Annotated in this window: 20 protein-coding genes; 10 read left to right on the top strand and 10 right to left on the bottom strand. The window is 61.4% G+C overall.

All coding sequences use genetic code 11. The features are described 5' to 3' along the window. From ACM6IP_RS20505 to ACM6IP_RS20535, 7 genes are all read left to right on the top strand, one after another. Positions 1-948 carry an ABC transporter permease gene (locus tag ACM6IP_RS20505; RefSeq protein WP_095166683.1) on the top strand — a complete coding sequence of 316 codons (948 nt, stop codon included), beginning with the start codon at positions 1-3 and terminating at the stop codon, positions 946-948. Further along, positions 938-1747 carry an ABC transporter permease gene (locus tag ACM6IP_RS20510; RefSeq protein ID WP_095166681.1) on the top strand — a complete coding sequence of 270 codons (810 nt, stop codon included), beginning with the start codon at positions 938-940 and terminating at the stop codon, positions 1745-1747. The genes ACM6IP_RS20505 and ACM6IP_RS20510 overlap by 11 nt, the downstream gene beginning before the upstream one ends. Before the next feature lie 166 nt (positions 1748-1913). After that, positions 1914-3338: a gamma-aminobutyraldehyde dehydrogenase gene (locus tag ACM6IP_RS20515; RefSeq protein WP_095166679.1), complete on the top strand. Its 1425-nt coding sequence runs from the start codon at positions 1914-1916 to the stop codon at positions 3336-3338. Positions 3339-3567: 229 nt separating this feature from the next. Next, the gene (locus tag ACM6IP_RS20520; protein WP_159993977.1) at positions 3568-5052 is read left to right on the top strand and encodes an APC family permease; all 1485 of its coding nucleotides are present in this window, start codon (positions 3568-3570) and stop codon (positions 5050-5052) included. A 61-nt stretch (positions 5053-5113) separates the two neighbouring features. Beyond that, complete coding sequence (locus ACM6IP_RS20525) at positions 5114-6976, top strand: NAD(P)-binding protein (RefSeq protein ID WP_414862177.1); 1863 nt, start codon at positions 5114-5116, stop codon at positions 6974-6976. A gap of 177 nt (positions 6977-7153) precedes the next feature. After that, positions 7154-7411: a CopG family ribbon-helix-helix protein gene (locus ACM6IP_RS20530; RefSeq protein ID WP_095166673.1), complete on the top strand. Its 258-nt coding sequence runs from the start codon at positions 7154-7156 to the stop codon at positions 7409-7411. Next, the gene (locus tag ACM6IP_RS20535; protein ID WP_095166671.1) at positions 7380-7670 is read left to right on the top strand and encodes a type II toxin-antitoxin system RelE/ParE family toxin; all 291 of its coding nucleotides are present in this window, start codon (positions 7380-7382) and stop codon (positions 7668-7670) included. Before ACM6IP_RS20530 ends, ACM6IP_RS20535 begins: the two co-directional genes overlap by 32 nt. A 46-nt stretch (positions 7671-7716) precedes the next feature. On the opposite strand, the gene ACM6IP_RS20540 is transcribed toward ACM6IP_RS20535, so the two are convergent. After that, complete coding sequence (locus tag ACM6IP_RS20540; RefSeq protein ID WP_159993973.1) at positions 7717-7902, bottom strand: hypothetical protein; 186 nt, start codon at positions 7900-7902, stop codon at positions 7717-7719. A gap of 394 nt (positions 7903-8296) precedes the next feature. Between ACM6IP_RS20540 and ACM6IP_RS20545 the strand changes: the two genes are divergently transcribed. Next, the gene (locus ACM6IP_RS20545; protein ID WP_414862178.1) at positions 8297-9931 is read left to right on the top strand and encodes a glucan biosynthesis protein D; all 1635 of its coding nucleotides are present in this window, start codon (positions 8297-8299) and stop codon (positions 9929-9931) included. Positions 9932-10007: 76 nt separating this feature from the next. Here the strand turns inward: ACM6IP_RS20545 and ACM6IP_RS20550 are convergent, their stop codons facing one another. The 3 genes from ACM6IP_RS20550 to ACM6IP_RS20560 form a co-directional block, all read right to left on the bottom strand. Next, complete coding sequence (locus ACM6IP_RS20550) at positions 10008-11114, bottom strand: NADH:flavin oxidoreductase/NADH oxidase (protein WP_095166665.1); 1107 nt, start codon at positions 11112-11114, stop codon at positions 10008-10010. 168 nt (positions 11115-11282) lie between these two features. Beyond that, the gene (recJ, locus tag ACM6IP_RS20555; RefSeq protein WP_401130109.1) at positions 11283-12992 is read right to left on the bottom strand and encodes a single-stranded-DNA-specific exonuclease RecJ; all 1710 of its coding nucleotides are present in this window, start codon (positions 12990-12992) and stop codon (positions 11283-11285) included. Between the two features lie 81 nt (positions 12993-13073). Beyond that, positions 13074-13616 (bottom strand): YaeQ family protein, encoded by a 543-nt coding sequence (locus ACM6IP_RS20560; protein WP_095166662.1) that lies wholly within the window; start codon positions 13614-13616, stop codon positions 13074-13076. Positions 13617-13765: 149 nt separating this feature from the next. Here ACM6IP_RS20560 and ACM6IP_RS20565 point away from each other — a divergent pair, with 149 nt between their 5' ends. Then, positions 13766-14965: a CaiB/BaiF CoA transferase family protein gene (locus ACM6IP_RS20565; protein ID WP_401130111.1), complete on the top strand. Its 1200-nt coding sequence runs from the start codon at positions 13766-13768 to the stop codon at positions 14963-14965. Beyond that, the gene (locus ACM6IP_RS20570; protein ID WP_401130113.1) at positions 14919-15872 is read left to right on the top strand and encodes a TIGR02285 family protein; all 954 of its coding nucleotides are present in this window, start codon (positions 14919-14921) and stop codon (positions 15870-15872) included. Before ACM6IP_RS20565 ends, ACM6IP_RS20570 begins: the two co-directional genes overlap by 47 nt. A gap of 167 nt (positions 15873-16039) precedes the next feature. Here ACM6IP_RS20570 and ACM6IP_RS20575 read toward each other — a convergent pair whose 3' ends face one another. The 6 genes from ACM6IP_RS20575 to xerD all read right to left on the bottom strand — a co-directional run bounded on the left by ACM6IP_RS20575 (position 16040) and on the right by xerD (position 22666). Further along, a complete protein-coding gene (locus tag ACM6IP_RS20575) occupies positions 16040-16327 on the bottom strand; it encodes a DUF3509 domain-containing protein (RefSeq protein ID WP_095166656.1) in 288 nt (95 codons plus the stop codon). 167 nt (positions 16328-16494) lie between these two features. Continuing rightward, on the bottom strand, positions 16495-17856 hold the full coding sequence (locus tag ACM6IP_RS20580; protein WP_414862179.1) for a transporter substrate-binding domain-containing protein: 1362 nt from the start codon (positions 17854-17856) through the stop codon (positions 16495-16497). A gap of 110 nt (positions 17857-17966) precedes the next feature. Further along, entirely contained in the window at positions 17967-19376 is a 1410-nt protein-coding gene (gene thrC, locus ACM6IP_RS20585) for a threonine synthase (RefSeq protein ID WP_414862180.1), read from the bottom strand. 63 nt (positions 19377-19439) lie between these two features. Continuing rightward, positions 19440-20744 (bottom strand): homoserine dehydrogenase, encoded by a 1305-nt coding sequence (locus ACM6IP_RS20590; RefSeq protein WP_159993963.1) that lies wholly within the window; start codon positions 20742-20744, stop codon positions 19440-19442. Positions 20745-20880: 136 nt separating this feature from the next. After that, positions 20881-21612, bottom strand: coding sequence for a DsbC family protein (locus ACM6IP_RS20595; protein WP_095166651.1), 732 nt, complete (start codon positions 21610-21612; stop codon positions 20881-20883). Between the two features lie 157 nt (positions 21613-21769). Next, the gene (xerD, locus tag ACM6IP_RS20600) at positions 21770-22666 is read right to left on the bottom strand and encodes a site-specific tyrosine recombinase XerD (RefSeq protein WP_095166649.1); all 897 of its coding nucleotides are present in this window, start codon (positions 22664-22666) and stop codon (positions 21770-21772) included. Positions 22667-22739: the final 73 nt, after the last annotated feature.

The following is a 22739-nucleotide window of genomic DNA, read 5'->3' on the forward strand; positions in this document are numbered from 1 at the left end:
ATGAACACCGTGACCATGACACAAACGCCTTCGGGGGGCTCGCCGCTGCGCCGGTTCTCCAACCTGCTGTATCGCCGCCCCAATCTGTACCTGTCGATGTTGCTGGTGCCGCCGCTGATCTGGTTCGGCGCGATCTATCTCGGCTCGCTCCTGACCCTGTTATGGCAGGGCTTCTACACCTTTGACGACTTCACCATGGCGGTCACCCCCGACCTGACCCTGGGCAACTTCGCCGCGCTGTTCCAGCCGTCGAACTTCGACATCATCCTGCGCACCCTGAGCATGGCCATCGTGGTCTCGATCGCCAGCGCCATCGTGGCGTTTCCGATTGCCTACTACATGGCGCGCTACACCACCGGCAAGACCAAGGCGTTCTTCTACATTGCGGTGATGATGCCGATGTGGGCCAGCTACATCGTCAAGGCCTACGCCTGGACCTTGCTGCTGGCCAAAGGCGGCGTCGCACAGTGGTTCGTCCAGCACCTGGGGCTGGAGCCGGTGCTGCAATTCGTGCTGGGGATTCCCGGGATCGGAGGCAGCACCCTGTCCACCTCGCACCTGGGCCGCTTCATGGTGTTCGTGTACATCTGGCTGCCGTTCATGATCCTGCCGATCCAGGCTTCGCTGGAGCGCCTGCCACCGTCCCTGCTGCAAGCCTCCGCCGACCTCGGGGCCAAGCCGCGCCAGACCTTCATGCAGGTGATCCTGCCGCTGTCGATCCCGGGCATCGCCGCGGGTTCGATCTTCACTTTCTCCCTGACCCTGGGCGATTTCATCGTGCCGCAACTGGTGGGCCCGCCGGGTTACTTCGTCGGCAGCATGGTCTACGCCCAGCAAGGCGCGATCGGCAACATGCCGATGGCCGCGGCTTTCACCCTGGTGCCGATCGTGCTGATCGCCATCTACCTATCCATCGTCAAACGCCTGGGGGCCTTCGATGCACTCTGAGAAAGCTTCTTTAGGTCTGCGCATCGCGGCCTGGGGCGGGTTGGTGTTCCTGCACTTCCCGATCCTGATCATCTTCCTGTACGCCTTCAACACCGAAGACGCAGCGTTCAGTTTTCCGCCCAAGGGTTTCACCCTGAAGTGGATCGGCGTTGCGTTCTCGCGACCTGACGTCCTGGAAGCCATCAAGCTGTCGGCCCAGATCGCCGCCATCGCGACCCTGATTGCCATGGTCCTCGGCACCCTGGCCTCGGCGGCGCTGTACCGGCGCGACTTCTTCGGCAAGCAAGGCATCTCGTTGATGCTGATCCTGCCGATTGCCCTGCCGGGGATCATCACCGGGATTGCCTTGTTGGCGACTTTCAAATCCCTGGGCATCGAGCCAGGTATGTTCACCATCATCGTCGGTCACGCGACCTTCTGTGTGGTGATCGTCTACAACAACGTCATCGCCCGCCTGCGCCGCACCTCCCACAGCCTGATCGAGGCCTCGATGGACCTGGGCGCCGATGGCTGGCAGACCTTCCGCTACATCATCCTGCCGAACCTCGGCTCGGCGTTGCTGGCCGGCGGCATGCTGGCGTTTGCCCTGTCGTTCGACGAAATCATCGTCACCACCTTCACCGCCGGCCATGAACGCACCTTGCCGCTGTGGCTGCTCAATCAACTGAGCCGCCCACGGGACGTGCCTGTGACCAACGTGGTGGCGATGCTGGTGATGATCGTGACCATGCTGCCGATTCTCGGTGCCTACTACCTGACACGCGGCGGTGAAAGCGTGGCGGGCAGTGGTGGGAAGTAACTGACGACCAACATCTCCTGTAGGAGCGAGCCTGCTCGCGAAAAACGTTAACGATGACGAGTGCTGCCTGGATGAACGCGGTGCTCTGACGTTCTTCGCGAGCAGGCTCGCTCCTACAGTGATCCGGTTTCTACAGAACAATAAAAGCGCCAAAGAGGACATGAACATGCAAACCAAACTGCTGATCAACGGCCAACTGGTGGAGGGCGAAGGCCCGGCCCAGGCCGTCTTCAACCCGTCGCTGGGCCGTGTGCTGGTGCAGATCAACGAAGCCAGCGAAGCCCAGGTCGACGCCGCCGTACGCGCCGCCGATGCGGCCTTCGACAGTTGGTCGCAGACCCCGCCCAAGGACCGCTCGCTGCTGCTGCTCAAGCTGGCCGACGCCATCGAAGCCCACGGCGAAGAACTGGCCAAGCTGGAATCGGATAACTGCGGCAAACCGCTGAGTGCGGCGTTGAACGATGAGATCCCGGCGATTGCCGATGTGTTCCGCTTCTTCGCCGGCGCCAGCCGTTGCATGAGCGGCATGGCCGGGGGTGAATACCTGCCGGGCCACACCTCGATGATCCGCCGCGATCCAGTCGGCGTGATTGCCTCCATTGCGCCGTGGAACTACCCGCTGATGATGGTCGCCTGGAAAATCGCTCCAGCCCTGGCGGCCGGCAATACCGTGGTGCTCAAGCCGTCGGAACAGACCCCGCTGACCGCCTTGCGCCTGGCCGAGCTGGCGTCGGAGATTTTTCCGGCTGGCGTGCTCAACCTGGTGTTCGGTCGTGGGCCGACGGTGGGTAGCCCGCTGGTCACTCATCCGAAAGTGCGCATGGTGTCGCTGACCGGCTCGATCGCCACCGGCTCGAACATCATTTCCAGCACCGCTGACAGCGTCAAACGCATGCACATGGAACTGGGCGGCAAGGCGCCGGTGATCATCTTCGACGACGCCGACATCGACGCGGCCGTGGAAGGCATCCGCACCTTCGGTTTCTACAACGCCGGCCAAGACTGCACCGCTGCCTGCCGCATCTATGCCCAGGCCGGTATCTACGAGCAGTTCGTGGAGAAACTGGGGGCCGCGGTCAGCAGCATCAAATACGGCCTGCAGGATGATCCCGCCACCGAACTGGGCCCGCTGATCACCGCCCAGCATCGCGACCGCGTCGCCGGTTTTGTAGAGCGCGCCGTGGCGCAACCGCACATTCGCTTGATCACCGGCGGCAAGGCCGTGGAAGGCGAGGGTTTCTTCTTCGAGCCAACGGTACTGGCCGACGCCCAGCAGGACGATGAAATCGTCCGGCGTGAAGTGTTCGGCCCAGTGGTCTCGGTGACTCGTTTCAACGATGAGGCTCAGGTACTGGGCTGGGCCAACGATTCGGACTACGGCCTGGCGTCGTCGCTGTGGACCGCTGACGTAGGCCGTGCCCACCGTCTCGCCGCGCGTTTGCAATATGGCTGCACCTGGGTGAATACCCACTTCATGCTGGTCAGCGAAATGCCCCATGGCGGTCAGAAACTGTCCGGGTATGGCAAGGACATGTCCATGTATGGGCTCGAGGACTACACCACCGTGCGGCATGTGATGTTCAAGCACTAAACGCCTCACCAGCAGGCTGGCTCCCACAGGGAAACGCATTTCAAACTGTGGGAGCCAGCCTGCTGGCGATGGCGTCACCTCGGTTTCAAGGCAGAAACCGGCAGTCCGCACCACCAGGCTCCAAACCAAAGAAGACAAAAACAATAACCACCGATCCTGGCGGCGCCCTCAAGGCCCCGCCACGGTTTCGGCCATCCGAAATCTGCCGATTTTCCGGAGCATCCACGCCATGAGTGCATTACCCGAACACTCTCCCGCCGTCGCTGACAGCGATGCCGAGCAGCTACGTAAACTGGGGTACACCTCCAATTTCAATCGCAGCATGAGCCTGTGGGAAAACTTCGCCCTGGGCTTCACCTACCTGTCTCCGGTCGTCGGGGTCTATACCCTCTTCGGCCTGTGCCTGGCCGCCGGTGGCCCACCGATGTTCTGGGCCTACCTGCTGGTGGGCTGCGGCCAGATGCTGGTGTGCCTGATCTTCGGCGAAGTGGTCTCGCAGTTCCCGATCTCCGGCGGCGTCTACCCGTGGGCCCGACGCCTGGTGGGCAAGCGCTGGGCGTGGATGGTGGGCTGGATCTACTCCATTGCCCTGTGCGTGACCATCGCTGCCGTCGCGGTCGGCGCCGGCCCGTACCTGGCGGCCATGCTCGGCTTTGAACCGAACAACAACACCAACATCATCATTGCCCTGGTACTGACGCTGTTCGCCACCCTGGTCAACCTCAGCGGCACCAAGGTGCTGGCGCGCATTGCCATGTTCGGTTTCCTCTGTGAACTGATCGGCGCGGTCATCGTCGGTGTCTATCTGTTGCTGTTCGAGCGTCATCAACCCCTCAGCGTGCTGTTCAACACCTTCGACATCAGCGTCGATGGCTCCTACCTGCCGGCGTTCCTGACCGCCTCCCTGGCCGGGATGTTCCTGTACTACGGCTTCGAAGCCTGTGGCGATGTGGCCGAAGAAACCCCCAACCCGAGCAAGAAAATTCCGGTGGCCATGCGCATGACCATCTACATCGGCGGCATTGCCGCGATGTTTGCCTGCCTGGCCCTGATCCTGGCGGTGCCGGACATGCAAGCGGTGATCAATGGCACCGATAAAGACCCGGTCACCACCATCCTCAACAACGCGTTCGGCCCGGTCGGCTCAAAGGTGGTGATGGGCGTGGTGATGATTTCCTTCATCTCCTGCGTGATCAGCCTACAAGCGGCGGCCAGCCGTCTTCTGTACTCCTACGCGCGTGACGAAATGGTCATCGGCAGCGGCCTACTCAAGCGGATTTCGCCGAACACCCAGGTTCCGGTTGCCGCCTTGTTCGTCTCCGGTATCCTGCCGGCGTTGATCATCGCCCTGGGCTTTTTCCTACAGGACGCCGTCGCCACCATCGTCAGCTTCGCTGCCATCGGGATCTACCTGGCATTCCAGATGATCGTGCTCGCGGCGCTCTACGCCCGCGCTCGCGGCTGGAAACCCAGCGGCAAGTTCACCCTCGGGGCCTGGGGCCTGCCCGTGAACATCGGCGCGCTGGTCTATGGTGTCGGGGCAATCATCAACATGGCTTGGCCACGCACGCCGGATGCGCCGTGGTACGTCAACTACGCGATGGTGCTGAGCACGGCCATCGTCATTGGCCTGGGCCTGCTCTACATGTGGCTCGGCAAACCCTATGACCATGGCACCGCCCCAGCAGGCGATGCCTGGAAAGTCAGCCGGTAACGACAACGCCCTGCCCCCTGCACGCGGGTCGGGGCGACTAAAAAACCACCAAGGATTGAACATGGATATCACCCGCCGCGACTTCCTCAACGGTGTCGCCATCAGCATTGCCGCCGGAATGACCCCGCTGCAACTGCTCCAGGCCGCCCCTGATGGCCGCTACTACCCACCCGCCCTCACCGGCCTGCGCGGCAGCCACGTCGGCTCGTTCGAACTGGCGCACCAGATGGGCTGGGAGAAAAAAGTCTTCGACACCGACCCACTGCCGATCAGCGAAGAGTACGACCTGGTGGTGGTCGGCGGAGGCCTGAGCGGGTTGTCCGCCGCCTGGTTCTACCGCGAAAAACATCCCAAGGCACGCATCCTGATCCTGGAAAACCACGACGACTTCGGAGGCCACGCCAAGCGCAACGAGTTCTCCGCCGGCGGACGGATGATCCTCGGCTATGGCGGCAGTGAAGCCTTCCAGTCGCCCAGCCACCTCTACAGCAAGGAAGTGAATGGCCTGCTGAAGAAACTCGGGGTCGACATCAAGCGCTTTGAAAGTGCTTTCGATCGCCAGTTCTATCCTGGCTTGGGCCTGTCACGCGCGGTGTTCTTCGACAAGGAAAACTTCGGCGAAGACAAACTGGTGACCGGCGACCCAACCCCGATGGTGGCCGACGATATCGCCCCGGACCAGTTGCACGCCCGCAGCATTGAAGACTTCATCAACGACTTCCCACTGCCACAGGCCGACCGTGAAGCACTGATCGCGGTGCACAGCGCCCCCACGGACTACCTGGCAGGCCAATCCACCGAAGACAAAACCGCCCACCTGGAGCGCACCAGCTATCGCGACTTCCTGCTCAAGGACGTCGGCCTTTCGGAACAGGCGGTGAAGTATTTCCAGAGCCGCACCAACGACTTCATGGCCCTGAGCATCGATGCCGTGGCAGCGTATGACGCCTACAACGTCGGTTTCCCAGGCTTCTCGGCGATGAACCTGGAGCCGATCAGCGAAGAAGCCCAGGCGGAAATGGAAGAGCCCTACATCTACCACTTCCCCGACGGCAACGCCTCGCTGGCCCGCCTGCTGGTGCGCAGCCTGATCCCGGCAGTGGCCCCCGGTCACACCATGGACGATATCGTCCTGGCACCGTTCGACTACAGCAAACTCGACCAGGCGAAAACCCCGGTGCGCATTCGCCTCAACAGCACTGCAGTCAGCGTGCGCAACATCGGCAACGGGGTGAACATCGGTTACAGCCGTGGCGGACAACTGAGCCAGGTGCGTGGCAAACACTGCATCATGGCCTGCTACAACATGATGATTCCCTACTTGCTGCGCGACCTCTCGGCCGAACAATCCCACGCCCTGAGCCAGAACGTGAAATTCCCGCTGGTGTACACCAAAGTGGTGATCCGCAACTGGCAATCGTTCCAGAAACTGGGGGTCCACGAAATCTATGCCGCGACCCAGCCCTACAGCCGGATCAAGCTCGACTACCCGGTGAGCATGGGCGGCTACGATCACCCCAAGGACCCGACACAGCCAATTGGCCTGCACATGGTCTATGTGCCCACCAGCCCCAACAGCGGCATGAACGCCCGCGACCAGGCCCGTGCCGGTCGAGGTCGACTGTACGGACAGACCTTCGAGGTCCTCGAAGCCCAACTGCGCGATCAGCTGCAACGCATGCTCGGCCCGGGTGGCTTCAACCACCAGACCGACATCCTGGCCATCACCGTCAACCGCTGGTCACATGGCTACGCGTACTTCTCCAATAGCCTGTACGACGATTCCGACGAGAGTGAAAAACTGATGAACCTGGCGCGTCAGCCAGTGGGCAAGGTCAGCATCGCCAATTCCGACGCAGCCTGGAGTGCTTATGCCCATGCCGCCATCGATGAGGCGTACAGGGCGGTAGGAGAAGTGGGCTAAGGTCCAACAAGCACTGGACGGGCAAGACATCTGGTCATACTTACCGGCAGCCCCCTGGCACCTGCCCCGCTAAGGTTAACGACGACCGGCGCACGCACCGACGGTTGACTGAGGCACGAGCGAAGCCTAGGGTGTATACCTTGTTTACAGCGTATACAACCTCTACAGGAGAGCCCCATGGCTTCGCCCGTTTTGTCTTTTCGAGTCGAAGAGGTCCTGGCCCAGCAGCTGGATCAACTGGCTGCCGCGACCGATCGTGACAGGCAGTACCATCTCAAGCGTGCACTGGTTCGTTATGTGGAAGCCGAGTCCTGGCATCTGCAAGCCATCAGCGAAGGCATTGCCGATGCCGACGCTGGCAAACTGACCGAACTGGACGCCGTCAAGGCTAAGTGGGCGAACCGTGCCGAGAGTCGCACTGACCGAAAAAGCTGAAAGTGATCTGCAGGCCATTCATGAACATTACAGTGGCCTGGTTGGAGTGGCCGGCGCCGACGATGTAGTGGCCGACATCTTCGACAGGCTTGAACAACTGCAACGTTTTCCCGGCTCGGGCCGTCCGTCACAGGTACCGGATGTGCGCGAACTGGTGCTGAATCAAATACCCTTCGTCGTGCCCTATCGCCTGGCCCTGGGCCAGGTCCAGGTTCTGCGGATCCTGCATCAGCGAACCGAGCGTCACCAGCAGTGGTGATGATGCTCTCCCCTGCAACTACCAGGGGAGAGTCCTACCCCCTTCTTCAGAACCGCGACACACTGCGCATTGCATCCACCAGATAGCGCATGGCAATCCGGTCACTCTCCGAGAGCTCGCGATAACGCTCCAGCAGTTTTATTTCCTCTGAACTCAACCGGCGTGACCGCCGCGAAAAGTTCATGCCTGCAAACAAACCCAGCCAACCGATGATGCCTTGCGCTTTAGCCATGGACGATGTCCCTCTGCATGTGATGAAACCCTGATTACTCCATCGCCCTGCTGTTGCTCCAACCTGCGCCAACCCCTGGGCAAGGGCCGGTAATGAACCTAAGAATAGAAACAAAAAATCCGTTGCGAGGTATTTTTAGAGTAATTAGTCAAAAAAATAAAAACGCTTATTTTAAACACTGCATCGGACAGACGTTGAACCCCGTCCACGACCTGACCCGCCGCAGTTTTGCGCAAAGTGCAAGGCAATCAGTTTGCGAGTTATTTCGAACCCTTTAACTTGTTTGGCATCTGTTTAAACTCCCATGCGTTTGGCCGAAGGTTTGTCCGAACCTCTATTTCTGATCCGTAACGCAGCCAGGAACGCCGCGGGATCGTCCAAGACAGGTTGTCCTATGCACCGCAGGAATTTGCTCAAGGCCTCCATGGCCATCGCCGCCTACACCGGCCTCTCGGCCACCGGACTGCTGGCCGCCCGTGCCTGGGCCGGCACGGCTGATGGTGAGGCGCAAGCCTTCGATTTCGAGGCGCTGAAGGTGCAGGCCAAACAACTGGCCAGCACCCGCTACGCCGACACCAAGCAGGTGCTGCCGCCGACATTGGCCAGCATGACGCCGCAGAACTTCAATGCCATTCAATACGACGCCAAACATTCCCTGTGGAATGAACTGAATGGCCAGCTCGACGTGCAGTTCTTCCATGTCGGCATGGGCTTCAAGCAGCCGGTGCGCATGTACAGCGTCGACCCGAAAACCCGGCAGGCGCGGGAAGTGCACTTCCGCCCGGCACTGTTCAACTACCAGAACTCCAAAGTCGATACAGCACAACTGAAGGGTGACCTGGGGTTCTCCGGGTTCAAGCTGTTCAAGGCCCCGGAACTGGACCGGCACGACGTGGTGTCGTTCCTCGGCGCCAGCTACTTCCGCGCGGTGGACAACACCGGCCAGTACGGCTTGTCGGCCCGCGGCCTGGCTATCGACACCTACGCGAAAAAACGCGAAGAATTCCCCGACTTCACCAAGTTCTGGTTCGAAACCCCGGACAAGGACAGCACTCGGTTTGTGGTCTATGCCCTGCTCGATTCACCGAGCGCCACCGGGGCCTATCGCTTCGACATCGATTGCCAGGCCAATCAGGTAGTGATGGCCGTCGATGCCCACGTCAACGCCCGCACCGCCATTGAACAATTGGGCATTGCGCCGATGACCAGCATGTTCAGTTGCGGCACCCATGAGCGGCGCATGTGCGACACCATTCACCCGCAAATCCACGACTCGGACCGCCTCGCCATGTGGCGCGGCAACGGCGAGTGGATCTGCCGTCCGCTGAACAATCCGGCGACCCTGCAGTTCAACGCCTTCGCCGACAAGGACCCGAAAGGTTTCGGCCTGGTCCAGACCGACCACGAATTTGCCAGCTATCAAGACACCGTCGACTGGTACAGCAAGCGTCCAAGTCTGTGGGTCGAACCAACCACCGCTTGGGGCGAAGGCTCCATCGACCTGCTGGAAATCCCTACCACGGGCGAAACCCTGGACAACATCGTGGCCTTCTGGACGCCGAAAAAGCCGGTGGCGGCTGGCGACTCCCTGAACTATGGCTACAAGCTCTACTGGAGCGCCCTGCCGCCCGTCGGTACGCCACTGGCACGGGTTAACGCCACCCGATCGGGCATGGGCGGGTTCACCGAAGGCTGGGCCCCGGGTGAGCATTATCCGAAGGTCTGGGCGCGGCGCTTTGCCGTCGACTTCAACGGCGGCGGTCTGGATCGCCTGCCACCGGGCACTGGCATCGAGCCGGTGGTGACCGCGTCGAACGGTGAGGTCAAGGATTTCAACGTGCTGGTGCTCGATGACATCAAGGGCTACCGGATCACCTTCGACTGGTTCCCCACCACCGACAGCGTGGAGCCGGTAGAGCTGCGTCTGTTCATCCGCACCCAGGACCGGACACTGAGCGAGACCTGGCTGTACCAGTACTTCCCGCCGGCGCCGGACAAGCGCAACTATCCGGATTGGCCTGCTGCGTAAAAGGCCATGCAATAACGTTTGAACGATCCTACAAGGGGCAGGTTGGCAAGCCTGCCCCTACCCCCCTACAAATCGATCAATCGCGTAGATCCGACTCATGGATCGGCTGATCGCGGTGGGTTGCCCGTTGGTACTGTGACGGCCATATCGCCTTGCGTCCGCCCAGGTCGTCGTCAGCGTGCAGCGGCCAGTAAGGGTCACGCAGCAGTTCACGGGCCAGCAGGATGATGTCGGCCTGGCAGGTACGCAAAATGTGCTCGGCCTGGGCCGGTTCGGTAATCAGGCCTACGGTGCCGGTGGCGATCCCGGACTCCTTGCGTACCCGTTCGGCAAATCGCGTCTGATAACCCGGTCCTGTGGGGATCTCGGCATTTGCCGCGGTTCCGCCCGAGGACACATCGATCAGGTCGACCCCCAAGGCTTTCAGGCGCCGCGCCAGCTCCACGGTTTCGTCCGGATTCCAGCCGTCCTCGACCCAGTCAGTGGCCGATACCCGCACGAACAACGGCAATTCCTCTGGCCATACGGCACGCACCGCCTCGGTCACTTGCAGCACCAGGCGAATGCGGTTTTCGAACGACCCCCCATACTGGTCGCGCCGCTGGTTACTCAGGGGCGAAAGAAACTGATGCAGCAGGTAACCGTGGGCTGCGTGCACCTCGACCACCTTGAAACCTGCCTCCAGGGCGCGTTTAGCGGCCTCGACAAAGGCCTGGATGACCTCGCTGATCTGCGATTCGCTCAGTTGGGTGGGCTGGCTGTGTTCCGGATCGAAGGCTATCGGCGAAGGGCCTACCGGCGTCCAGCCACCATCGGCCGGCTTGACGCTGCCGTGCTTGCCCAACCATGGCCGATGAGTGCTGGCCTTGCGTCCGGCGTGCGCCAACTGGATGCCGGCCACCGCCCCTTGGGCGGTAATGAAACGGGTGATGCGTTGCAGCGGTTCGATCTGCGCGTCGTTCCACAGGCCCAGGTCCTGGGCGGTGATGCGACCATCGGCAGTCACGGCGGTGGCTTCGGTGAACACCAGGCCGGCCCCGCCCACGGCGCGGCTGCCGAGGTGCACGAGGTGCCAGTCATTGGCCAGTCCATCGACGCTGGAGTATTGGCACATCGGCGACACGGCGATGCGGTTGAGCAGGGTCAATTGACGAAGGGTATAGGGTTCAAGCAGCAGACTCATGGGGCACCTCTCGAATCAGTGGGCAGGCTCCAGGGTTCTGTTTGAATAGTCGACGAGTGACAGGAAAGGATGCAGCACCCGCCCCCGCGGGCAAAAAATGGACGATACGTCACAAGGCCAATCAAGCAGTGCTTAGAGCCTAGTCGACATCGGCGCAGCCAGCAGGGTTTAACGCGGTTCGATATGGGCAATCATCAACTGCACGGTTTCCTGGCCACGGAACTCGTTCACATCGAGCTTGTAGGCCAGTTCGACCCAGCGGATGGTCGGGTTCGGCCACACTTCGCGATCGATACCAAAGGCGATGCCGTCGAGCTTGACCGAACCGCATTCGCTTTTCAGGACCACTTTGAGGTGCCGTTCACCCACCACCCGCTGCTCGACCAACTGGAACACACCATGAAACAGCGGCTCCGGGAAGTGCTGCCCCCATGGGCCGGCGTGGCGTAAGGCGCGGGCCAGTTCCAGGTGAAACTCTTCAACAGCCAGGGTGCCGTCCGACAGCAGACGGCCGGTCAGGTCTTCTTCACGCAACTGACGACGCACTTCGGCGTCGAACGCCTCGGCGAACAGCGCAAAGTTCGCTTGCGGCAAAGTCAGGCCCGCGGCCATGGCGTGACCACCGTACTTGCTGATCAGGTCCGGGTGCTGCGCCGCCACCACGCTCAAGGCGTCGCGAATGTGGAATCCCTGCACCGACCGCCCGGAACCTTTGAGCATGCCGTCGCCCGCATCGGCAAACGCGATGGTGGGACGGAAATAACGTTCTTTCATCCGCGACGCGAGGATGCCGATCACCCCTTGGTGCCACTCCGGATCAAACAGGCACAAGCCGAATGGCATCGACTCCACGGGCAGGTCCTTGAGCTGGGCCAGCGCTTCACGCTGCATGCCCTGCTCGATGGATTTACGGTCCTGGTTCATGCCGTCCAGTTGCGCGGCCATTTCCCGCGCCAGCTCGACGTTGTCGGTGAGCAGGCACTCGATGCCCAGGCTCATGTCGTCCAGGCGCCCCGCCGCGTTCAGGCGCGGGCCGAGGATGAAGCCCAGGTCGGTGGAGGTAATCCGCGCGTGGTCACGCTTGGCCACTTCGAGGATTGCCTTGATCCCCGGCCGCGCGCGCCCGGCGCGAATCCGTTCCAGGCCCTGGTGCACCAGGATCCGGTTGTTGGCATCCAGGGGTACCACGTCGGCCACACTGCCTAGCGCCACCAGATCCAGCAACTCGCCGATGTTCGGTTGCGCCGTGCTGGCGTACCAACCCAGGCTGCGCAAGCGTGCACGCAACGCCATCAGCACGTAGAAAATCACTCCGACACCGGCCAGCGCCTTGCTCGGAAAGTCGCAGCCCGGCTGGTTCGGATTGACGATGGCATCGGCCAGCGGCAGTTCATCACCCGGCAAGTGGTGGTCGGTGACCAGTACCTGGAGCCCGGCCTTTTTGGCCGCTGCCACGCCTTCGACGCTGGAAATACCGTTGTCCACGGTGATCAGTAATTGCGGGGTGCGGGTCAACGCCACCTCGACGATTTCCGGGGTCAGGCCGTAGCCGTACTCAAAACGGTTCGGCACCAGGTAATCGACATGGGCCGCCCCCAGCAGGCGCAACCCCAGCACCCCGACCGTACTCGCCGTCGCGCCGTCGGCATCGAAATCGCCGACGATCAGGATCCGCTGGCGCTGCTCCAGCGCCACCACCAGCAGGTCCACCGCGGCGTCGATCCCCTTGAGCTGCTGAAACGGGATCAAGCGCGCCAGACTCTTGTCCAGCTCAGCTTCCGACTGCACCCCGCGCGCCGCGTACAAGCGGGTCAGCAGCGGCGGCAGATCACCGAGAAATGGCAGGGTGGCGGGAAGCTGGCGAGGTTCTATGCGCATGGGATGACAGTGGTTTCTCTTAAATTCACAGGTTAAATGCGGCGGGACTACAGGCTACTGCTCCCAGATCGGCAACAGGCCTTAGCCGCGCTCGCCCGCCAGCCATTGCAGCTGGACTTCATGCTGGCCACGGTCGTCGGTAACGAAGATCGTGCCCTCGCTGATCATCACGTCCCACTTGATGACGCGGGGCATGTCCTTGGCCAGGGTTTCCAGGACTTCCTGGGGCACCGCCGCGATGTTGACGTTTTTCAGGTTCCTGATCGCCGGTATCACTTTGCCTTCCCAGACTCGCAGGCTGCCGTAGGCCAGCAGGCTGGTGCGCTCGGTGCGACGCGAGCACCAGGTCAGGCGGTCAGCGTCTGGCTGGCCGACTTCGATCCAGTGCAGAACGCGATCGTCCAGGCTCTTTTCCCACAGCGCCGGTTCGTCCACGTCCGACAACCCGCGACCAAAAGACAATTGCTCGTTGTACCAGAAGGCATAGGCCAGCAGCCGCACGGTCATGCGCTCTTCGGTTTCCGAAGGGTGACGGGCGATGGTCTGCTTGACGTTCTCGTACACGCTGCGGTCGAGGTCGGTAAGGTTCAGTTCAAACTTGTAGGTCGTGGACGGCTGGGCCATGAACGGGCTTCTTGATACGAGGAAAGGCGGCAAGTCTAACCGATGCCGGGGCTATTCAACGAATCATCACGACCATCAAGCTTGGGCGATGAGCGCCTGGCTATGATAAAAGGCTGCATTGACTCCGCTTTTGTCCTACAGGATCGCCCATGCCGCTTACCGCCAAACCGCTTTCCGGCCTGAAAGTCATCGAGCTCGGCACCTTGATCGCCGGGCCATTTGCCTCACGCATCTGTGCCGAATTCGGCGCCGATGTGACCAAGATCGAATCTCCGGATGGCGGTGACCCGTTACGCAAGTGGCGCAAACTCTACGAGGGCACCTCGCTGTGGTGGTTTGTCCAGGCACGCAACAAGAAGTCCCTGACCCTCAACCTCAAGCACCCCGATGGCCTGGCCATTCTGAAAAAGCTGCTGGGTGAAGCCGACATCCTCATCGAAAACTTCCGCCCCGGGGTGCTGGAGAAGCTCGGCCTGGGTTGGGATGTGCTGCATGCCCTGAACCCAAAACTGGTGATGGTGCGTTTGTCCGGCTTCGGCCAGACCGGCCCGATGAAAGACCAGCCCGGCTTTGGTGCGGTAGGTGAGTCCATGGGCGGCTTGCGCTACATCACCGGCTTCGAGGACCGTCCACCGGTACGCACCGGGATTTCCATCGGTGACTCGATTGCCGCGTTGTGGGGGGTAATCGGCGCGCTCATGGCTCTGCGCCATCGCGAAGTCAATGGGGGCCAGGGGCAAGTGGTGGACGTGGCGCTGTATGAAGCGATCTTCGCCATGATGGAAAGTATGGTGCCGGAGTTCGATGTGTTCGGCTTCATCCGCGAGCGCACCGGCAACATCATGCCCGGCATCACACCCTCCTCCATCCACACTAGCGCCGACGGCAAACATGTGCAGATCGGCGCTAATGGCGACGCAATCTTCAAGCGCTTCATGCAGACCATCGGCCGCGACGACCTGGCCTGCGACCCGGCCCTGGCCAGCAACGATGGGCGCGACAGCCGACGTGACGAGCTGTACGGAGTGATTGATCGGTGGGTCAGCTCGCTACCGCTGGATACCGTGATCGAGCGCCTGAACGCCGCCGAGGTGCCTGCCAGTCGTATCTTCAGCGCCGAAGACATGTTCAGCGACCCGCAATTCCTCGCCCGGGAGATGTTCCTCCAGGCCAAGCTGCCCGACGGCAAGGAGTTCAAGATGCCGGGCATCGTGCCAAAACTCTCGCAAACACCCGGCAGTTGCGAGTGGGTGGGGGCTGAACTGGGCGAACACAACGCCCAGGTGCTGGGTGCGCTGGGCTATGACGCGGCACAGATCACGCGCCTGCGTGAAGATGGGGCGATCTAAGCTGAACAGGCTGTCCGCACTGGGCCGGCTGTTCGGCCGACAACAGCGTCTGGCGCTGGTTGGTGCGGCCCTGGCTGGCCTTGCGGTGATGCCGGCCGCGGCCAATGACAAGGACACCCTGGTCTGGCTGCTGCGCGATTTGCCGCCGCTGACGATTTTCGAGGGAGCGCAGAAAAACCAGGGAGCGGTCGACCAGTTCATGCCGCTGTTGATCGCCAGCATGCCCGAGTACCAGCACAGCCTGATGCGGGTCAATCGCGCGCGCGCCATGCAAATGCTCCTGGAACCAAGCTTCACCTGCGACCCATCGCTGGTGTGGAACCCGCAGCGGGCAAAACGCCTCGCCTATTCGATCCCGGCGTTTCGCATCCGCAGTAACGGCATCACCATCCGCCACAAGGACCGTGGCGCGCTGGCGCCCTACATCATCGACAACCAGGTTGACCTGGAGTTACTGCTGGCGCGCGACAACAGCAAGCTTGGCGTGGTCGCCGAACGCAGTTACGGGCAGATGGTCGATCGCATCCTGCAGCAGGCTCCCGGCAACAGCCTGTCGGCCCACTACGGCAACGACGCCCTGGGCAGCCTCCTGCAGATGCAACGTGCGGGGCGCCTGATGGCGTTGCTGGGCTACTGGCCAGAAATTCGCTATCAGGCACAGCAACAGGGCATCGCGCCCGAGGAGCTGGAGTTCTATGGGATTCGTGGCGCGGACAAGTATCAGTCGATCCATATCGCCTGTTCGGATACAGCCCAGGGGCGCCAAGCCATCAAGGCGATCAACGCCACGGTGCTCAAGCTGCGGGACAATCGCTTGATCGAGTTTTACGCGCAATGGCTCGACCCGCAGATGCGCAACGAATACCTGGAGGACGCCCGACGTTTTTTCCAGGACCAGACCCCCTGATCAAACGCCAGACAAAAGAAACCCCGAGAAGTGGGGAGACGACTCGGGGTTAAACGTGGTCAACAAGGACCCGTACCACAAGCGACAAGCACCGGAGCACAATGCTTGCTCTTGTTGGTACAGGGTCTGACTTACGGGATGTCGGGAAGGTTCCCGAAAAAACTCAATCAGTGGCCCAGCGTTGTCGGCTTGTCTTGCGCGGCATTGCGCAAGGCCGCAATTACACAGGGCTGCAGCCGCCCTTCAGCAATCAGCACATCACGATGCAAGCCGTCGACCACGTCGGTGAGCTGGCGCTTGTCGCGCAGTTGCGCCTGACTGAACTCACGCTCGACCACAATCGCGCCCACGGCATTCTTCAAGGTCACCAGGCACTCTCCAGAAACACCCGACGGGGTCAGCGTTACCTGGTACGGGCTCAGTGCTTCACCCAACAATAGGCTGATACTTTCCATCTCGATCACCACTCAATAGTCCGAAACAAAGTGCCAAGGCGCGTTCACTGTAAATGACCACTGGCCCGAGAAGAAAGTTCTAGATCTCGACTGAAGGCATATCGCAACACCCTAGTTGGCAGAGCATGCCGGGAAAAGATGACAGGATAAAAACACCCCGCCAAACCTCAGCGCGGCTCCTGGTGGCGCGGCCCACGGGGCGCGGTCCAGCCGCCAAGCACGCCACGCAACACGCCCTTGGCGCTATAGAACGGCACCGTCCACTGGTAAATCTCCCGCGTGCCGTTGTTGAACGTCAGCTGACGTTCGATAAAACGGCCTTTGCGGCTGCCCAGTTGCGCCATGAACTCAGCGTGCAGCAACTGGCCCGTGGCGGCCGGCAGCGTATCGACCTCGGTCAGGCGTTTGCCCTGGACTCGGTCAAAGCGCGTCGACAGGTACTCTTCATAGCTCTTGTTGCACTGGATCAAGCGCCCCTCCAGATCCCTGACGAACACCGGATCGGGCATGGCGTTGATCAGGCATTGTTCGAACGCCAACTGATCGTCCAACGCCTCTTCGGCCCTGACTCGGCGCTCGACCTGGCAATTGAGCCGGCGATTCCACAACACCGAGATCAGGCCGAACACACCCGCGAGCACTCCCCCCCAGCACGCCCATTCAATCAACCGTTGCCACGGTGATGGCGGCTGCATGGGCACCACGCCACTGAGCCACTTGACGCGGATCGCGCGCAATTCGGCAGGAGGAAATGCCTCGAGAGCCTTGTTGAGGATGCTCAACAGTTGCGGCTGGCCCTTGCGCACGGCCAGATGGTCGGTGACCCAGTGGCCCTCGACGCTCATACCGATGGCCAGTCGCCCCGCCGGAAACTGATAGGCGCCATTTTCGTTCTCGATGGTGGCGTGGGCTTCGCCGCTCTCCACCAGGGCACGCGCCTCGGCGTAGGTTTTCACCGTGCGCAACTGGATCTGTGGGTAGTCGCGCCGGATACCGGCTTCCAGGGCATGCCGGGCCGGTAGTGCCAGGACCTTGCCTGAGAGCGCCTCCAGCGACTGCACAGGTTCGCCTGCGGCCAGCTCGACGAAGACCCAGCCCGACCCGCCAAAGGCGTGGCTGAAGTCGAGGAAGCCCTTGCGCTCATCGTTCACCACCAGGGTGCTGCTCATGTCCGCCTGCCCACTTTCCAGCAGGCCCAGCAGATGCTCGGTGGAGAACGACTCCTGATGGACAAACTGCAAGCCCGTCATCCGCGAGAGTCGCAGCAGGATATCGTTGCTCAGGCCAGTCCACTGCCCCTGCTCATCCTTGAACAGGTACAACGGATACTGCACCGAAGCGACGATCACCTGCGGGTGGCGGGCGATCCACTCCCGCTCCTGCGGGCTCAGCACCAGCGGCCTGGTCGTCGCCACGCGCTGCGCTGGCGAGGCGTTCGGCGCCATCGCCAGCCCTTCCCGGCCCAGCATCAGCACGCTGAAAAAAACCAGCCAACGCAAGGCTGGCGTCACCCGTCTCAAAAGCTGCATGCCCATGTCCTTCACTTCCACTCACCCATCCTTGAGGGGCCGCAGTGTGACATGCAGAAATAAGAAAGCCCGTCAGGAGACGGGCTTCAAATGTGTCAGGTTTTTACCGATCAGAGTGGCTTGCCGCGGTTGCCATGCTGACTGACAAAGGCCTGTACCGCTTTCAGGTCATTTGGCAAAACGGTGCAACGCTCATCTCGCTCAAACAAGTCGGAAAGATGGGCAGGCAGTTCAAGCGCTTTTCCTACGCCGGCTTTTTCAACGGCCTCGGGGAACTTGACCGGGTGCGCCGTGCCAAGAATCACCATCGGGATATCCAGGCTGCGACGGCACTCACGGGCCGCCTTGACGCCGATGGCGGTGTGCGGATCGAGCAGTTCGCCGGTCTGGGCAAACACTTCGGCGATGGTCTCGCAGGTCTGTACATCGTCCACGGCCAGGGAATCGAAGAGCTTGCGCGCTTCGCTCCAACGCTCCTGTTCGACGCTGAAACCGCCGCCCTGCTTGAAGTTGTCCATCAAGCCGGCGATTGCCGCGCCGTTGCGACCGTGCAGGTCGAACAACAGGCGTTCGAAGTTCGAGGAAACCATGATGTCCATCGACGGCGACAGGGTCGCGTGCAGGGTTTCCTTGACGTACTGATTGCCGCTCATGAAGCGGTGCAGGATGTCGTTGCGGTTGGTGGCGACGATCAACTGGTTGATCGGCAGCCCCATGTTGCGTGCCAGGTAACCAGCGAAAATATCGCCGAAGTTGCCGGTCGGCACCGAGAACGACACCGAACGCGCCGGGCCGCCCAACTGCAGGGCAGCGTGGAAGTAGTAGACGATCTGGGCCATGATCCGCGCCCAGTTGATCGAGTTCACCGCAACCAGGCGCGTGCCCTTGAGGAAGCTCTGGTCGGCGAAGCTGGCCTTGACCATTTCCTGGCAGTCATCGAAGTTGCCTTCGATGGCGATGTTATGGATGTTGTCGCCAAACAGCGTGGTCATCTGCCGACGCTGGACTTCCGAGACCCGGTTGTGCGGGTGCAGGATGAAGATGTCGACGTTTTCGCAGTGTTTGCAGCCTTCGATCGCCGCCGAACCGGTATCGCCCGATGTAGCACCGACGATGACCACACGCTCGCCACGCTTTTGCAGCACGTAGTCAAGCAGGCGGCCGAGCAGTTGCAGGGCAAAGTCCTTGAACGCCAGGGTCGGGCCGTGGAACAGCTCCAGCACCCATTCGTTGCCGTTGAGCTGACGCAAAGGTGCTACTGCACTGTGGGAAAACGCGCCATAAGTGGCTTCAAGAATCTTCTTGAAATCGGCATCCGGAATGCTGCCGGCAACAAACGGGCGCATCACCCGGAACGCCAGTTCGTGGTACGGCAGGCCGGCCCAGGAAGCTATTTCTTCCTGGGTGAAACGCGGCAGGTTTTCCGGCACATACAGGCCGCCGTCGCTGGCCAGGCCCGCCAGCAGCACGTCTTCGAAATTCAGGGCCGGTGCCTGGCCGCGAGTACTGATATAACGCATAGGGGCAAACCTTCGGTTTGGGCTTCAAGCGGCAAGCACCACGCTACGCCGCTTGCCGCTGAATTAATTCAAATGTTCGACACGGATCCGTACCACCGGACCGTCCACACCTTGCAACGCTTCGAGGGCCGTGATGGCGTCGTTCATGTGCTGTTCCAGCACACGGTGCGTCAGCAGGATCATGGGCACCAGGCCGTCGTGTTCTTCGACTTCCTTTTGCATGATCGATTCGATGTTGATGCCCCGCTCCGACAGAATGCTCGCCACCTGGGCCAGCACGCCCGGATGGTCCTTGGCCTGGATGCGCAGGTAGTAGGCGCTCTCGCAGGCTTCGATCGGCAGGATCGGGTGGGCCGACAGCGAGTCCGGCTGGAAGGCCAGGTGCGGGACGCGGTTCTCCGGGTCGCTGGTCATGGCGCGAACCACATCCACCAGGTCGGCGATCACCGACGAAGCGGTTGGCTCCATGCCGGCGCCAGCGCCGTAGAACAGGGTCGAACCGGCAGCATCGCCGTTGACCATCACTGCGTTCATCACCCCGTTGACGTTGGCCAGCAGGCGGTCCGCCGGGATCAGGGTCGGGTGCACGCGCAGCTCGATGCCGCGGGAGGTGCTGCGAGCCACACCCAGGTGCTTGATCCGGTAGCCCAGGGCTTCGGCGTAGTTCACGTCAGCGGTGGTCAGCTGGGTGATGCCCTCGGTGTAGGCCTTGTCGAATTGCAGCGGGATGCCGAACGCAATGGACGCCAGGATGGTCAGCTTGTGCGCCGCATCGATGCCTTCGACGTCGAACGTCGGATCGGCTTCGGCGTAACCCAGGGCCTGGGCCTCAACGAGCACGTCGTCGAAAGTACGGCCCTTCTCGCGCATTTCGGTGAGGATGAAGTTGCCGGTGCCGTTGATGATCCCCGCGACCCAGTTGATCCGGTTGGCCGACAGGCCTTCGCGAATCGCCTTGATCACCGGGATCCCACCGGCTACCGCCGCTTCAAATGCCACGATCACGCCTTTCTCGCGCGCCTTGGCGAAGATCTCGTTACCGTGAACGGCGATCAGCGCCTTGTTCGCGGTGACTACATGTTTTCCGTTTTCGATCGCTTTGAGTACCAGCTCGCGGGCAACGGTATAGCCGCCCATCAGCTCTATGACGATGTCGATCTCAGGGTTCGTGGCCACTTCGAAGACATCGTTGGTAATCGTAATGCCGGTCGTCTGGAACTGAGGCTTTGGCGTGCGCGTGGCAATTTGTGCCACTTCGATTCCACGCCCGGCACGCCGAGCAATTTCCTCGGCGTTGCGCTGAAGTACGTTGAGGGTGCCGCCACCGACGGTACCTAACCCACAGATGCCTACTTTGACCGGATTCACTTTGAACTCCCCATAAAACGGCCGACACAAGGTCGGCCGTGAAAAACAGCCACAACCTGTGTGGCTCTCTATTAATGGAGCGCCGACCGCTGTCGTCGCTCCATGATCGTCAAAGGCTTACCGTGACGACACAGGATTATTTCGCACCCAACGCCAGTTTGGCGACTTGTGGCGCCGGCTGGTAGCCCGGAATCACCTGGCCATCAGCCAAAACGATGGCCGGCGTGCCGTTCACCCCGATCGACTGACCGAGGGCGAACTGCTTGGAAACCGGGTTGGCGCACTTGGCGGCCTTGATTTCCTTGCCATCGACCATCTTGTCCATGGCCGCTTTCTTGTCGGTGGAGCACCACACGTTCTGCAGTTGCTCATCACCCGGCGAGCCGAGGCCCTGGCGTGGGAAAGCAACATACCGCACTTCGACCCCCATTTTGTTCAAGGCCGGCACTTCGGCGTGCAATTTGTGGCAATACGGGCAGGTGGTGTCGGTGAATACGGTGATATGGGTCTTGGTTTCGCCAATGGCCGGGTAGACCACGGTCTCAGCGACCGGGATGCCGTTGACCAGCTTGGCAACGCCCAGGCGCTCGGTTTTCTCGGTCAGGTTGACCGGCTTGCCGTCCTTGAGCTGAAACAGATAGCCCTGGACGATGTATTGACCGTCGGCGCTGGCGTACAGCACGCGGCTGCCCTTGAGCTTGACTTCGTAAAGACCGGCCAGCGGACTGGCGCTGATGGTTTCGATCGGCGTGTCGAGCTGGAGGGTTTCCAGGCTCTTGCGGATGGCTTTGTCAGCCGCATCATCGGCGACGGCGAAAGTGCTGACCAACGCAATGGCTGCGGCGGTGAAAATCTGGGTCAGACGCATGAGAACTCCTGAAGGCGGACAAATGGATCGACTAGAACGCCCGTGCCGGAACACCGGGTCATAACCGTCCATCGTGCAAACCGGCAAAGCCTATCACATAAGGCCCCTATGGCCGACTGTGGCTGATGAATGCACCGCAACCCCGTAACAGTTCGATTCAACCTCTTGGATGGTGCTTGGCATGCAGGTCCTGCAGGCGAGCGCGGGCCACGTGGGTGTAGATCTGGGTGGTCGACAGGTCGCTATGGCCGAGCAACATCTGCACCACCCGCAGGTCGGCGCCATGGTTGAGCAAATGGGTGGCGAAGGCGTGGCGCAAGGTGTGGGGCGACAGGGACTTGCCGATACCGGCGACCTTGGCCTGGTGCTTGATCCGGTGCCAGAACGTCTGGCGGGTCATCTGCTCGCCACGCAGGCTGGGGAACAGCACATCACTGGGCCGCCCGCCCAATAGCTCGCCACGGGCATCACGCATATAGCGTTCGATCCAGACGATCGCTTCCTCCCCCATCGGCACCAAGCGCTCCTTGCTGCCCTTGCCCATGACCCGCAGCACACCCTGGCGCAGGTTGACCTGCTCCAGGGTCAGGCTGATCAGTTCGGTGACCCGCAGACCGCAGGCGTACAGCACCTCGAGCATCGCCCGATCCCGCTGGCCGATCGCCTCACTGAGATCCGGCGCCGCCAGCAAGGCCTCAACGTCAGCTTCCGACAAGGATTTAGGCAACGGCCGACCCAATTGCGGCATGTCGACCCGCAGCGTTGGGTCGACGCTGATCAGCTTTTCGCGCAGCAAATAACGATAAAACCCACGCACACCCGAGAGAAATCGTGCGGTGGAGCGTGGCTTGTAATTCTGCTCCAGGCGCCAGGCCAGGTGGTCGAGGATCAACTCGCGACCGGCGTTGAGCAACTCCAGCCCCTGCTCCGCAAGCCAGCCGTTGAACAGCGCCAGATCACTGCGGTAGGCGTCGCGTGTATTGTCCGCGAGGCCTTTTTCCAACCACAAGGCGTCGAGAAACTGGTCGATCAGGGGATGTTCGATAGCAGGCATGGATACTCAAGACACGCAGGCCAGGCGCTGCGCGTAAAAAAACAGGGAACGGTAAGGATGCCCGCTAGTCTTT

Source organism: Pseudomonas sp. IT-P176, from assembly GCF_949767245.1.
In the GTDB taxonomy this organism is placed as follows: Bacteria; Pseudomonadota; Gammaproteobacteria; order Pseudomonadales; family Pseudomonadaceae; genus Aquipseudomonas.